Source organism: Nocardia sp. CA-120079 (assembly GCF_050955745.1).
Taxonomy (GTDB): Bacteria; Actinomycetota; Actinomycetes; order Mycobacteriales; family Mycobacteriaceae; genus Nocardia.
On sequence record NZ_CP192088.1, the window covers coordinates 2573126 to 2586653 of the forward strand.

At 66.9% G+C, this 13528-nt stretch carries 11 protein-coding genes; 9 read left to right on the forward strand and 2 right to left on the reverse strand.

Annotation, left to right across the window (positions count from 1 at the left end):
- Nucleotides 1-17 precede the first annotated feature (17 nt).
- Nucleotides 18-1037, forward strand: coding sequence for a DHH family phosphoesterase (locus ACQPYR_RS11850; protein WP_433631096.1), 1020 nt, complete (start codon nt 18-20; stop codon nt 1035-1037).
- Nucleotides 1034-2395, forward strand: coding sequence for an MATE family efflux transporter (locus tag ACQPYR_RS11855; protein WP_433631098.1), 1362 nt, complete (start codon nt 1034-1036; stop codon nt 2393-2395). Before ACQPYR_RS11850 ends, ACQPYR_RS11855 begins: the two co-directional genes overlap by 4 nt.
- A 226-nt stretch (nt 2396-2621) precedes the next feature.
- On the opposite strand, the gene ACQPYR_RS11860 is transcribed toward ACQPYR_RS11855, so the two are convergent.
- Entirely contained in the window at nt 2622-3434 is an 813-nt protein-coding gene (locus ACQPYR_RS11860; protein WP_433631100.1) for a hypothetical protein, read from the reverse strand.
- A gap of 111 nt (nt 3435-3545) precedes the next feature.
- On the opposite strand from ACQPYR_RS11860, the gene ACQPYR_RS11865 reads away from it, so the two are divergent.
- From ACQPYR_RS11865 to truB, 7 genes are all read left to right on the forward strand, one after another.
- Nucleotides 3546-5360: an Hsp70 family protein gene (locus ACQPYR_RS11865; protein ID WP_433631102.1), complete on the forward strand. Its 1815-nt coding sequence runs from the start codon at nt 3546-3548 to the stop codon at nt 5358-5360.
- Between the two features lie 3 nt (nt 5361-5363).
- On the forward strand, nt 5364-7460 hold the full coding sequence (locus ACQPYR_RS11870) for an Ig-like domain repeat protein (RefSeq protein WP_433631105.1): 2097 nt from the start codon (nt 5364-5366) through the stop codon (nt 7458-7460).
- Between the two features lie 654 nt (nt 7461-8114).
- Nucleotides 8115-9119, forward strand: a complete 1005-nt coding sequence (locus tag ACQPYR_RS11875) for a permease (RefSeq protein ID WP_433631108.1) — start codon at nt 8115-8117, stop codon at nt 9117-9119.
- Complete coding sequence (locus tag ACQPYR_RS11880) at nt 9116-10114, forward strand: TIGR03943 family putative permease subunit (RefSeq protein WP_433631111.1); 999 nt, start codon at nt 9116-9118, stop codon at nt 10112-10114. Before ACQPYR_RS11875 ends, ACQPYR_RS11880 begins: the two co-directional genes overlap by 4 nt.
- An 80-nt stretch (nt 10115-10194) precedes the next feature.
- Nucleotides 10195-11151, forward strand: coding sequence for a metallophosphoesterase family protein (locus tag ACQPYR_RS11885; protein ID WP_433635108.1), 957 nt, complete (start codon nt 10195-10197; stop codon nt 11149-11151).
- 172 nt (nt 11152-11323) lie between these two features.
- Nucleotides 11324-11995: a 4'-phosphopantetheinyl transferase Npt gene (gene npt, locus ACQPYR_RS11890; protein ID WP_433631114.1), complete on the forward strand. Its 672-nt coding sequence runs from the start codon at nt 11324-11326 to the stop codon at nt 11993-11995.
- Nucleotides 11995-12900, forward strand: a complete 906-nt coding sequence (truB, locus tag ACQPYR_RS11895) for a tRNA pseudouridine(55) synthase TruB (RefSeq protein ID WP_433631116.1) — start codon at nt 11995-11997, stop codon at nt 12898-12900. The genes npt and truB overlap by 1 nt, the downstream gene beginning before the upstream one ends.
- Here the strand turns inward: truB and ACQPYR_RS11900 are convergent.
- Nucleotides 12872-13471: a TetR/AcrR family transcriptional regulator gene (locus ACQPYR_RS11900; RefSeq protein WP_433631118.1), complete on the reverse strand. Its 600-nt coding sequence runs from the start codon at nt 13469-13471 to the stop codon at nt 12872-12874. The genes truB and ACQPYR_RS11900 overlap by 29 nt on opposite strands.
- Nucleotides 13472-13528 lie beyond the last annotated feature (57 nt).

Genomic DNA, 13528 nt, shown 5'->3' on the forward strand with positions numbered 1-13528 from the left:
GGTAGACCATGACGACGATGCCCGTCGACCCGGGTAGGGGGGTCGCTGTCGATGCGGTCGATTTCGGACCGGCCCTTGCCGCATTGAACGTGGCGCGTTCGGTCACCATCCTGTGTCATGTGCAGCCCGATGCCGACACCATCGGCAGCGGGCTCGCTTTGGCATTGGTGTTGCATCGGCGCGGTGTCCCGGTGTGGGTATCGTTCGCCGAGCCCGCCGAACTACCCGCAACGATGCGGACGCTGCCCGGTGTGCAGCATCTGGTGCCGTCGGCCGATGTGCCCGCCGAGGTGGATCTGCTGGTTTCGGTGGACTGCGGCAGTGCCGGTCGGCTGGGTGCGCTCGCCGATCGATTGGCCGGGGCCCGAACGACTTTGGTGTTCGATCATCACCGTTCCAACACCCGGTTCGGCATGATCAATGTGATCGATGCGAGTGCGGAATCGACGACGAGTCTGATCGCGCGACTGCTCGATTCCTGGCAGGAGCCGATCGATGCCGAAGTGGCACATTGCCTTTACGCCGGATTGGTCACCGATACCGGATCCTTCCGCTGGGTGCGCCCCGGCACCCATCACCTGGCCGAGCGGCTACTGGCCACCGGCATAGACGGTGCCGAGATCACGCGCTCGCTGATGGATACGCATCCGTTCGGCTGGTTGCCGATGCTGTCGCGGGTGCTCGGCTCGGCTCGGTTGGAGCCGCAGGCCGGTGGTGGGACCGGGCTGGTGTACGCCATTGTGCGGCGCGAGGATGTCGATGGTGTGCGCTCGGAGGAGGTGGAGAGTGTGGTCGATATCGTCCGCACCACCTCCGAGGCCGGGGTTGCCGCGGTATTCAAGGAATCGCGCACGATTCCGGATCGGTGGACGGTATCGCTGCGGTCGCGCGACAGTGCGCCGGGGGCGCAGGATGGTGTCGATGTGGCCACTGTCGCAACGTCTTTGGGCGGTGGAGGACATCGGTTCGCGGCCGGATACACCACTAATGGCACGTCCGAATCGGTCGTCGCGGCGCTGTTGGCCGAACTCGGGTGAGTTCGGAAGTCAGCGGGGTCGCGTCCAATCCGATCGGCGCGGCGGGGCCGCGACGGATTCTCGGACTCGCCTTGCCGACCTTGGGTGTGCTGGTGGCCGAGCCCATCTATCTGCTCTTCGACCTCGCTGTGGTGGGGCGGCTGGGGGCGCTGGCATTGGCCGGACTTGCGGTCGGCGGATTGATTCTGGCGCAGGTCAGTTCGCAGCTGACTTTCCTCTCGTATGGGACCACGGCGCGGGCGGCGCGGCGGCATGGGGCGGGGGATGAGCGCGGTGCGATCGGGGAAGGGGTGCAGGCGACCTGGGTCGCCGTGATCGTCGGGACGCTGGTTCTTGTTGTGGGGCAGGCGATTGCGGTTCCGCTGACGAATGTGATCGCCGGTGGTGGGGATATTGCCGGGGAGGCATTGGTCTGGGTGCGGATCGCGTTGTTCGGGGTGCCGCTGATTCTGATCGCGATGGCGGGTAACGGGTGGTTGCGCGGAGTGCAGGAGACGCGCAGGCCGCTGCTGTTCGTTGTTGCGGGACTGCTGGTTTCGGGGGTGTTGTGCCCGGCGCTGGTGCACGGGTTGCTGGGTGCGCCGCGGCTGGAGTTGGCGGGTTCGGCGGTCGCGAACGCGGCGGGCCAGTCCGTGACGGCCGGGCTGTTCCTGACCGCGCTGGTGCGCGCACGTGTTCCGCTGGCGCCGCACTGGTCGGTGATGCGGGCACAGCTGGTACTCGGTCGTGATCTGATCGCCCGCAGTCTCGCCTTCCAAGCCAGCTTCGTGTCGGCGGCGGCCGTCGCCTCCCGGTTCGGCGCGGCATCGGTGGCCGCCCACCAACTGGTTTTGCAGCTCTGGAATTTCCTTGCCCTGACCCTGGATTCGCTCGCCATCGCCGCCCAAACCCTGGTCGGTGCGGCACTCGGCGCGGGCGATGCCACCGGAGCGCGCGGACTGTCGCGCCGTATCACCCGCTGGTCGGGCGGATTCGCGCTGGTCCTCGCGGCGGCCTTCGCGGCAGGCGCGATCGTCATCCCCGAACTCTTCACCGACGATCCGGCCGTCCTCGACCGCACCCACGTCGCCTGGTGGTTCTTCGTCGCCATCATCCCGATCGCGGGCATCGTCTTCGCCCTCGACGGCGTCCTGCTCGGCGCGGGCGACGCAGCCTACCTCCGCAACACCACCCTCGGCGCCGCCCTCCTCGGTTTCCTCCCCGCCATCTGGCTCTCGTTCATCTTCAACTGGGGCATAGCGGGCATCTGGACCGGCCTCGTAGCCTTCATGCTGCTACGTCTGGTCGCCGTAGTCTGGCGTGCAGAATCCGGCCGCTGGGCGCAAATCGGTACGGAGATCCCGCGTGTGAGTGCGTAGTCCGGTGCGCCACGGTTTCGCATCCCGCACATGTTTTCGCCGAGCGAACGTGCCTGGCGGCTAGCAGGTTTTGAAGTCGTGTCGGCGGACGACCGCTCCTGCTCGGCGAACTTGCTTGCGGCAACGGGTCGTCGGTGGTGTCGGCGGACAACTCACCTGCCGGGTGAGTTCGTGTGCGGCGGGTGACGACCCTGCCGGACGAACTTGTTGCGGCGGGTGACGGGTGTCAGTGGTGTCGGCGGACGACCACTCCTGCCGGACGCACCGAGCGGCCGGAGACCGTCAGCCCGGTTCGGACGACCGATTCCACCGTGCGGTCCAATGCGGGATCGTCTGTCTTCGCGACATCCGCCGCTTCCATGGTGAGCGAGTCGAAGGCGTCATCGGGACGTGGGGTGACGAGTGTGCCGCCGCGGCCGATGATGAGGCGTTCGATGCGGGTGGCGACAGCTTCGAATGCTGTTCGCTCGCGCGGGGATTCAGCGGTGGCGGCGCAGGCGGCGGTGTCGGTGTGGATGGCGAAGAGTTCCAGGACGAGCGGAAGGTCGGCGGCTGCGCGGTCGCGGCGGTCGCGGGCCTTGGCTTCGTCGGCCAAGCGGTCGATGGTGGTGGCTTGGCGGGCGACTACTCGGGTGAGGTCTTCGATGCGTTCCGCCAGGTGGGCGAGTGAGTCGGTGGATTCGAGCTGTGGTGTTTTGACAGGGAAATCGGTCTGCGGCGCGTTCAGGGCCTCGTCCTGTGGCGTAAGGGGATTGGCGGTGTGACCGGCCCGTGATGTGAGGTCGGTGGGGGTCTCGGCCTGTGCTGCGGCTGGGTCGGTGAGGTGACCAGACGGTGGTGTCGCCGGGTAGGTCTCGGCCCACGGAGTGCGGGATTTGGCGGGGTGACCTGTCTGCGGTGCGGTTGAGTTGGTGAGGTTTTCCAGCGGTGGCGTGAGAGGGCTGTCGGGGTGGCTGACCTGTGCTGCGGTCGGGGCCGCTACCTGCGGCGCGGCGGGGGTGGCTGGGTTCTCGGGGTCCGGCGCGGCGGGGTCGGTCATGTTCGCACCTTAACGTGAGTTCGCCGGGGTGCTGCGACTGTTTTGGGCGGCATCGGGATCCACTGTCGGGAACTGGGCTGGTGTCAGATGTGGCTGCTACCATCGCGTCTCATGGGGGTCTACGGCATCGACCTTGGTACGACGAATTCGGCGATCGCGCGGATAGACGCCGATGGTCGGCCCGAAGTCATGATCGGGTTGAACGGCGAGGCGACCGTGCCTTCGGTCGTTTTGTTCGCGTCGGCATTCGATCATCTGGTGGGCGAGGGTGCGCGGCGGCAGGCCAGGCTCGATCCGGAGCATGTGTGCGCGCTGGTGAAGCGACGGATGGGCGATACGGATTGGCGTTTCGCCGCGCACGGGCAAACCTGGTCCGCGCCCGCGGTTTCGGCGCTGATTCTGAAAAGTCTTGCCGCAGATGCCGAGTTCGGCGGTGGCGAACCGGTGCAGCGTGCGGTCATCACCGTGCCCGCCTACTTCGGTGACGAGGAGCGGCGCGCGACCATCCAGGCGGGCACGTATGCGGGCTTCGATGTGGCGGGCGTTCTCTCCGAGCCGATCGCCGCGGCATTGTCCTACGGTTTCGGCCGACTCGACGGCAGCCCCGCGGTGCGAGCGACGGGCCCGGAGGCGGGAGCGCCCGGACAGGCACAGCCGGCCGAAGGCGGCCCGTTGAGGGTGGCGGTGGGTGACGGGCGGGCCCACGGAGGGCACCGGGAGCACCGCGAATTCAGCACCGACGTCGGCAAGCCGGGCCCGCGCGAGACGGTTCTCGTCTACGACCTGGGCGGCGGCACGTTCGACGCGACGGTCATCGAACTCGCCGACCGCCGCATTTCGGTGCTCGCGGTCGAGGGCGATCACCAACTCGGCGGTGCCGACTGGGATGAGCGCATCGCGCTGTATCTTTCGCAGAAGTTCTGCGAGGCGAATCCGGATGCCGAAGACCCGCTGGACGATTCGGCGGGTTCGCAGATGCTGGTACTGGCCGCCGAACGCGCCAAACGCGAGCTGACCGATGCCGAGCGCACCGATGTGGTGATCGCGCACGACGGCGCCCGCGCGGTGATCCCGCTGACGCGCGCCGAAGTCGACGCGATGACCGCCTCGCTCATGCGCCGCACCATCGACCTGACCCGCGATTGCCTGACTGCGGCGAGCAAGCGCGGTGTCGCATCCGTCGACCGTCTGCTGCTCGTCGGCGGCTCTTCACGTATGCCGATGGTCGAGCGCGAGCTGCGCAAGGAACTCGGGCTCGCAGGTGAACTGCGCGATCCCGACCTCTCGGTGGCGCGCGGCGCGGCGCTCTACGGCGAAAAGCTGGAAATGGAACGTCTCGTTCTCGCCGACCTCACCACGCGCGGCCGACTGCGTGGCGGCGCGAATATCGAGGACGCCGCACCGGCCGATCTGGACCAATCGATCGCTCGCGTCGCCGCCTCCTTCGCACAACCGGTGGGGCTGGTGCGCCGGATGCTCGAAATCCAGGTCGATACCGTTGTTTCGCGCGGGTTCGGTGTGCTCGCGCTCGACTATCAGTACGGGCTGGCGGCGACCTGGTTGGTGCATCGCAATTCGACGCTGCCGGTGAAGGTGCGTCGTTCCTTCGGCACCGTGCGGGCCGATCAGGACGAAATCGCGCTGACCATCGTGGAACAGCAGGGCCAGGCGGCATCGGCGCGCCCCGAGGATACGAAGGTGCTGGTGGAAGGACGCATTCGCGGCATCCCCGCGGGCTATCCCGAGGGTAGCGAGGTGCGGGTGACCTTCGAGATGGGCTTCGACGGCGTCCTGCGCGTCACCTGCCATCACGTCGACGCCGACATTCCGTTGGTCCTGACCGCGCAGACCGGCGCGACCCTGTCGCAAGCGGATGTGGCGCGCGAACTCGATCAGGTCCAGCGCACCCGCCGCCGTGACAGCTGAGCCGTGACCATGCAGGCGTTCGATCCGAACGACTACCGCAAGCGGGTGCTCGCCGCAGTCGAGCGCCGCGGCGGGCTCGAGGAGTCGGATCCGTTCGAGCTCTACGACATTCCGCTGGAGGAGGCGGAGTCGCTGAGCGATGCCGAGATCGCCGCTCGGGTGGAGGAGGTCTGGGGTTTCTGGCAGCGCCAGCGCGACCATCCGAAATACCGGGTGCTGGTGGGGCTGCTGGTCGACGCGCACCCGAAGCTGTCCGGCGTACTGCTGGATTCGGCGGCTCGCCGCGCGGAAACGGCGCGGATCCGGGAGATGCGCGAGCGCCGGGATGCGGACCGCTACGAGATGCTCGACGCGGCGATCTCGCGATTGGTGCAGCGTCACGGCGGCGTTCCAGCCGGGAAGGTGCCTGGGCTGGAGGAGATCGGCGCGATGGGCGGGCTCAGTGCCGCCGAGGTCGCGACTCGATTGCGCAGGCATCGCGTCATCGAGGACGCCCCCGCGCCCGCCGGTGCGCTCACCGACCAACGCAGACAGCAGATTCGGCAGTTGCTCAGCGAATGGGAACGGCTCATCGACGGTGAACCGACGCCGACGTTGTTCGCGCTGCTTCGGGTGGATCCGGCGAAGGGCGGTCAGACCCAGGAGATTCGACTGCGCGCCGAGGCATTGCGCGCGCGGTCGCGGGAGCTGCCGCCCGGTCGCATCCGAGTTGTGTTGGACGAGCTGCTGATTCACATCCATGATGTGCTCGAATCGGGTGACGCGCCGCTGCGGGAGTATCTGCGGACGGTGGCCGAGGATGTCGCCAAGGAATTGCGGCCCAAGGTCAGGGCGGCGGTGCTGGTAGAGGACGAACTCGTCGGCGACGACTTCCATTATCTGCTCGACGAGGCGATGCGGTTGGGCCTCGATCGGGCCGACGCCACCCGGGTGCTCACCGAGATCGCCGCGGAACTCGGTGCGCGAGTAGCCAATTCGCCGACAACCGCGCCACCGCGATCCATATCGCAACCGCCTGCACCCAGACTTTGGGAACCACCCCTCAAGGCTGCCCGGGCGGCGCTGCGTGGGGGTCGCCCACAGGAAGCCGCGCGGCATGTCGAGGAGGCGCACCGGCTGGTCGGGCCCGACAGGGAAGGACTCACTCCGATCCGTTCGGTATCCGATGAGGTCGAACGGGTGCTGAACGAGGCACAGGCTCACTGGCGCGATGCCACGGTCTCGTGCGCGGCAAAGCGGTATGTCGAGGCGCTGCCGCATCTGGAACAGGTGCGCCGCACCGCATCCGATCTACTGCCACCGAATCAGGTGCCGAGTATCGACCAGTTGCTCGCCGAGGCCCGAGCGGCCATTGCCGAGGCGGACCGGCTCGTCGCCGAGGCACAAGCCGGACCGGCCGATGCCAGGATGCGCGGGCTGCTCGCCGCGGTCGAGGTATGCGCCGATCACGCCGGTGCGGCCGCCGCGCTCGCGGAGTCGCCGATCGAGGCCCCGCGGCGCGTCGAGGCCACCAGATTGGCGAATGGGTCGGTGCTCGTGGTGTGGTCGCCGACATCGACGGATAACGTCGCCTACCGGGTGACCAGGTTGCAGCCGGACGGATCCTGGCGCGTGGTCGGCCGCACACAGGCGACCGAACTCGAAGACGGTGGCGCACCCGCCGCCGGGCAGCCGGTGTACGCGGTGGCCGCCGCTGTCGCGGGCAGATACTCCGAGATCACCCGATCCGATACCGGGCCGGTCGCGAAATCGCAAGGCAGACAGGAACGAGCGCAGGACGATCCGTCGCCGGGTGGCATTCCGACCGTGACCGGACTGGCCGAACAGGCGGGGCTACTGGTCTTCACCTGGCCCATCGGGGTTACCGAAGTCATGGCCGTCGTGCGATCCGACCAACCGCCGACCGCCCCGGACGACCCCGAGGCCCGCTCCTGGAAGGTCACAAATATGCGCTACGAAATCGACGGCGGCGTCCGCATCCCGCCCGATATCCCGCGACCATGTCATATCGCCATCGCATCCTGCCGCCGCGAAACGAACGGAATGCTCACGGTCGCAGTGGGTTTCGCGCCGACCGCACGGCTGCGCTGGCTCGGGTGATTGCCATTGGCCCGGCTGGTTGTCGTGGCGTGGGATGGGCGGAATGCTGATGGGCGCAGTGGGTTTCGTGCTGACTGCATGGTTGCGCTGGCTCGGGTGATTGCGATTGGCCCGGCTGGTTGTCGTGGCGTGGGATGGGCGGAATGCTGATGGGCGCAGTGGGTTTCGTGCTGACTGCATGGTTGCGCTGGCTCGGGTGATCGCGATCGATCTGGCTGGTTGTCGTGGCGTGGGATGGGCGGAATGCTGATGGGCGCAGTGGGTTTCGTGCTGACTGCATGGTTGCGCTGGCTCGGGTGATCGCGATCGATCTGGCTGGTTGTCGTGGCGTGGGATGGGCGGAATGCTGATGGGCGCAGTGGGTTTCGTGCTGACTGCACGGTTGCGCGGCTCGGGTGATCGCGACTGGCCCGGCTGGTCGTCGTGGCGCGAAATGAACGGAAGGCTCATGGTGGCTCGCAGCTTTCGCGCGCACCGCGCGTCCACAGGTTCGGTTAGCCCGGCGGCCGTCGCCGAAGGTAGTGGAATTGGCGGTTTGAGCAGGCTCGCGAGCGGCAGTTCGACTGCCGTCGAATTTCGGGCGCGGCGGGCGGCGCAACGCGGGTGTTCGGCGGCAAGTGGGGATTCGGCGAAGGCACAAGGCAGGATGGGAACGTGCTCGCACAGAACGCTGTGAATTCGGTACGGACGCGGGTGTCCTCGACATATGTTCTCGCCGCGCTGATCGTCCTCGGACTGGTCCTGCGGGCGCCAATCGTGCATGCGGTCGGGGCGTCCGCGCGATTGCAGACCGCAGTGACTATCTTCGCGGGTGTCTTCGTGCAGGCGGTGCCGTTTCTGGCGCTCGGGGTGTTGGTGAGCGGTGGTATCGCGGCCTACGTCTCGCCTGCGGTGCTGCGAAAGGTATTGCCGCGCAACGAACCTGCCGCGATCGGCGTCGCCGGGTTGGCCGGGATGGCACTACCCGGCTGTGAATGCGGTGTCGTGCCGGTGGCGCGACGACTGACCGATCAGGGGGCGCCCGGATCGGTGGCCTTGGCCTTCATGCTGTCGGCTCCCGCGATCAACCCGGTGGTGTTGATCGCCACGGCGGTGGCGTTTCCAGGCGAGCCGGGAATGGTGGCGGCGCGGTTCACCGGTTCACTGGCCACCGCGGTGGTGATGGGGCTGATCTGGTCGCGAATCGGACGCCCGGCCTGGCTGCTGCCGCGTGGCACCGGACGCGACCACTGCGTGACTGGGCGAACCCGGTGGGAGGTCTTCACCGAGGCCGCGCGTCACGATCTCTTGCAGGCCAGCGCATTTCTGGTACTCGGCGCCGCGGCCGCCGCCGCGCTGCATGTGCTGGTTCCGCCCACCTGGTACGAGCGGTTGGCCGGGCAAATGGTGGTCGCGATCCTGATCATGGCGGTGCTGGCGATCGTGCTCGCGCTGTGTTCGGAGGCCGATGCATTCGTCGCGGCGAGCATGTCGACGCTGCCCCTGCTGCCACGGCTGGTATTCCTGGTCGTCGGCCCCGCCGTGGACGTGAAGCTCTTCGCCATGCAGGCAGGCAGTTTCGGCCGCCGCTTCGCAATGCGCTTCGCCCCCATGACCTTCGCCGTCGCCGTGGCGTGCGGCACGATCGCCGGCTACATCTTCCTGGGAGGTGCCCGATGAAACGAGAAACACAGAACCTGCTCTTGTTACTTATCGGCAGCGCAGTGCTCTGGATAACCCTCGACGGCACCTACCTACGCTATGTAAAGCCGAGCTTGTATCCCTTCCTACTGATCAGCAGCATCGGCTTCATCCTGCTCGCCCTGGTAGCAATCTTCCGAGATATTCACCGCAGCACCGCATCCGACGAACACACCAACGTGCACGGCCATACTGACCTGCTCGGCCACATAAGCACGAGCAGCCCCAGCGACAATCGCGGCGGCGACGATGTGCCGGGCCATGCCAGCGTGCACGGTCGCAGCGACGTGCTCGGCCAAGCGAATTCACCCGCCGACGGTGACATGCGCGAGGGAGCATTCGGCGGCGAGGATGCACTGAGCCACGCCAACGCACGGAGCCACGACGATGCATTCGGGCACGGCGCCGCGCACGGGGACCACAGGCACGGTTCGGGCCGGGCGCAATGGCTATTGCTCGCGCCGGTCGCTGCCCTCCTGCTCATCGCACCACCCGCATTGGGCGCGGGCGCGGCCGTAACCAGTTCGCCCGTTCAAGTCGTCCCGCGCGACATCGCCGCGGAGCAGCCGAAGCTCCGGGCCTTTCCGCCGCTGCCTGCTGAGCAGGCGCCGCGCTTGCCGATTGTGGATCTGGTGGATCGGGCGCTTCAGGACTCCAGTCACTCGCTGGACGGTCGTGAGGTCACTATCAGTGGGTTCATTATTCGGCCCAAGGATCTCGAGCAGCAGCATCCGGATACGCCCGATGCGGATCTCGCGCGAGTGGTCATCACCTGCTGTGTCGCTGATGCCCGATATGTACTCGTGCACCTGTCGGGGATGCCGGAGGTGATCGAGGACGATGCCTGGCTCGAGATCAGGGGTGTCGTCCAAACCGGTAGCGCCCAACGGGATCCGGACCACACGCCCACCCTCGTCGTCACCGACTATCAGCGGATCGAGGCTCCGGATCGGCCCTACGAACGCGGCCGTTAGCGGGCGGACTCTAACCGGTATCGCCCATGATCATCGAGCCGAACGGCGGCAACTCCCGCGGATATGCCAATGTAGGTGTGGTGATACCCAAGTTGATGGCGGTGAGCGACATTCACGTCGGGCACCAGGGGAATCGTCCGGTCGTCGAGCAGATTCGGGCGGATTCGCCCGAGGACTGGCTCATCGTGGCCGGGGATGTCGGGGAGAAGTCCGACGATATCCGCTGGGCGCTGGAGCTGCTGCGCGGCCGCTTCGCCAAGGTGATCTGGGTGCCGGGCAACCACGAATTGTGGACCACGGCGAAGGATCCGGTGCAGATGCACGGTGTCGCGCGCTACGACTACCTGGTGTCGATCTGCCGGGACCTCGATGTCATCACACCGGAGGATCCGTTCCCGGTGTGGACTGGCGCGGGGTCCGAACAGTACGGCGGTCAGGTGACGCTGGTTCCGATGTTCCTGCTGTACGACTACTCGTTCCTGCCCAAGGGCACCAAGACCAAGGCCGAGGGCCTCGCCCTGGCCCGGGAACGCAATGTGGTGGCCACCGACGAATTCCTGCTGTCGCCGGATCCGTATCTGACCCGTGATGCCTGGTGTCACGCCCGAGTGCAGGTCACCAAGCGGAAACTGGACGCGCTGCCACCCGAGACGCCGATCGTGCTGATCAATCACTTCCCGCTGGTCCGCCAGCCCACGGAAGTGCTGTGGTACCCGGAATTCGCTCTCTGGTGCGGCACCGATCTGACCGCCGACTGGCACACCAGCTACAACGTGGTCTGCTCGGTCTACGGCCACCTGCACATCCCGCGCACCTCCTACTACGACGGCGTGCGCTTCGAAGAGGTGTCCCTCGGCTATCCGCGCGAATGGCAGCGTCGCGGACTGCCCGACCAGTTGCTGCGCCAAATTCTCCCGACCCCGGACTACCCACCGGGTTCGCTGAACAAATGGGGCGGCCACTTCAAGGTGACACCCGAGATGGAGGCCGCAGCAGCCGAGATGCGCGCAAAAGCCGAGCGTCGCCGCGGCGTTTGACCTCTGTCCGGCATCGCGGCGGCAAATTTGATTCGCCGCGCAACTACTGATTTGGTGTGTACATGGGTAACTCGTCGGATACGGGCAAACTTGCCTGGCCCCTGACCGCCGGACGCCGATGCTGCTCGCGTGGCAGACGAGTCTGGCCTGAAGGTTCGGGGAGGCGGAGGAGTTGATCGAGAAAATTCTGCCGGCTGGCGTGGCTTCGGCAGAGCTCCTGGAGTATCCCGAGGATCTGCAGCCGTATCCGGCCGAGGCGCACCTCATCGAGAAGTCGGTGGAGAAGCGCCGCCGGGACTTCATCGGTGCTCGGCACTGTGCCCGGCTGGCGCTGGTGGAACTGGGTGAGGCTCCGGTCGCGATCGGCAAAGGCGAGCGGGGCGCACCGGTGTGGCCGCGCGGCATTGTCGGCAGCCTGACGCACTGTGACGGCTACCGGGCGGCGGCCTTGGGTCACAAACTGCGGTTCCGCTCGATCGGCATCGACGCCGAACCACACGGCACGCTCCCCGAGGGCGTGCTGGATTCGGTGAGCCTGCCCCCCGAGCGGGACTGGTTGGCGCGGGTCGCCGGTTCGGGTCTGCACCTGGACCGCTTGCTGTTCTGCGCGAAGGAGGCCACCTACAAGGCGTGGTGGCCATTGACCGCACGCTGGCTCGGCTTCGAGGACGCCCACATCACCTTTACCATTGACGAGAGTTCCGATGGCGCGGGTTCGGGGACGTTCCACAGCCAGATTTTGGTGCCGGGACAGGTCACCGATGGTGGCGCGCCGCTGATTTCCTTCGACGGGCGCTGGATGATCGGCGACGGACTCATCCTGACCGCGATCGTGCACGACTGATGGCCGACGCCCGGATCGACGCACTCGGCGGTCTGCTGATCGTCGACAAGGACGGCGGCTGGACCAGCCACGACGTTGTCGCGAAATGTCGAAAACTATTGCGCACCAAGAAGATCGGCCACGCCGGGACGCTCGACCCGATGGCCACCGGCGTGCTGGTGCTCGGCGTCGAACGCGCCACCAAACTGCTCGGCCTGCTCACGCTGACCACCAAGGCCTACACCGCGACCATTCGACTCGGCCAGGCCACCACCACCGACGATGCCGAGGGCGAAGTGCTCTCGACCGCGTCGGCGACCCATCTCACCGATGCCGAAATCGCCACGCACACTGCGGAATTGACCGGTGACATCGAACAGGTGCCTGCCACGGTCAGCGCCATCAAGGTGAACGGCGAACGCGCCTATGCCCGGCACCGGGCCGGTGAAGACGTACAGCTCGCCGCGCGTCCGGTCACCGTCTCGCGCTTCGATATCCTGGCCCGCCGGGATATTTCGGAGTTCGTCGATTTGGATGTGGTGGTCGAATGTTCGTCCGGCACCTACATTCGTGCCCTCGCGCGCGATCTGGGTGCCGCACTGGGCGTCGGCGGCCATCTGACCGCCTTGCGCCGCACCAGGGTCGGCCCGTTCACCCTCGAACACGCCAGAACCCTCGACGAATTGGCCGAATCCGAAAACGCGCTATTGAGTCTGGATATCGACGACGCCATCCGAATCGCATTCCCGCACCGCGATATCGATGACAAGCAGGCCGACGATCTGCGTAACGGTCGCTGGCTCGAGCCGGTCGGCATATCCGGTGTCTACGCCGCTGTCGACCCGTCCGGCCGCGCGATCGCGCTATTGCAGGAGAGCGGTAAGCGCGCGGCCTCGGTCATGGTCGTGCGTCCGTCGAATCTTTGATCGCGAGCGGTTCCAGCGCGCCGAGCAGCGCGCCGACGCAGATATCGCGGAGTTCGCTGCGGGTGCAGGTGCGGTTTTCCAGCCAGTCGACCGATAGCACCCGGACGAAGGTCAGCCAGCCCATCAGCACCGATGAGGTGAGCTCGCGGATTCGGCCTTCGACGCCCATGACGTCGAGCAGGCGCACCCGGAGTTCGCCGAGTTCGCCCGAGATGATCGCCTGGATGGTCGGATCGCCCGAGAGCAGGCGGTTGGCGGCCACCACCGTATTGGCATTGGCCTCGAAATAGTCGAAGTGCTCGTCGAGTCCGGCCGCGAGCTGTTCGGACAGCGGGGTTTCGGTATCGAGTTTCGTGGCGACCAGCAGGCGATCGGCGGCCAGCTGGTAGACGCCCGCGAAGAGGTCGCGTTTGGTCGGGAAGTGGCGGTAGAGCAGGGCGCGCGAAACACCGGCCGCCGCCGCGACGTCCTCCATCAGCACCGCATCGTAGGCGCGTTCGGCGAACAGTTTCGCGCCCGCGTCGAGCAGCAGGCGGCGGCGTTCGTCGGGGGCGAGGCGGCGGCGGGTCACCCTGCCAGATTAGTTGACGTATGTCTACTAAGCGTCGTAGGGTCGGGCTTAGTAGAC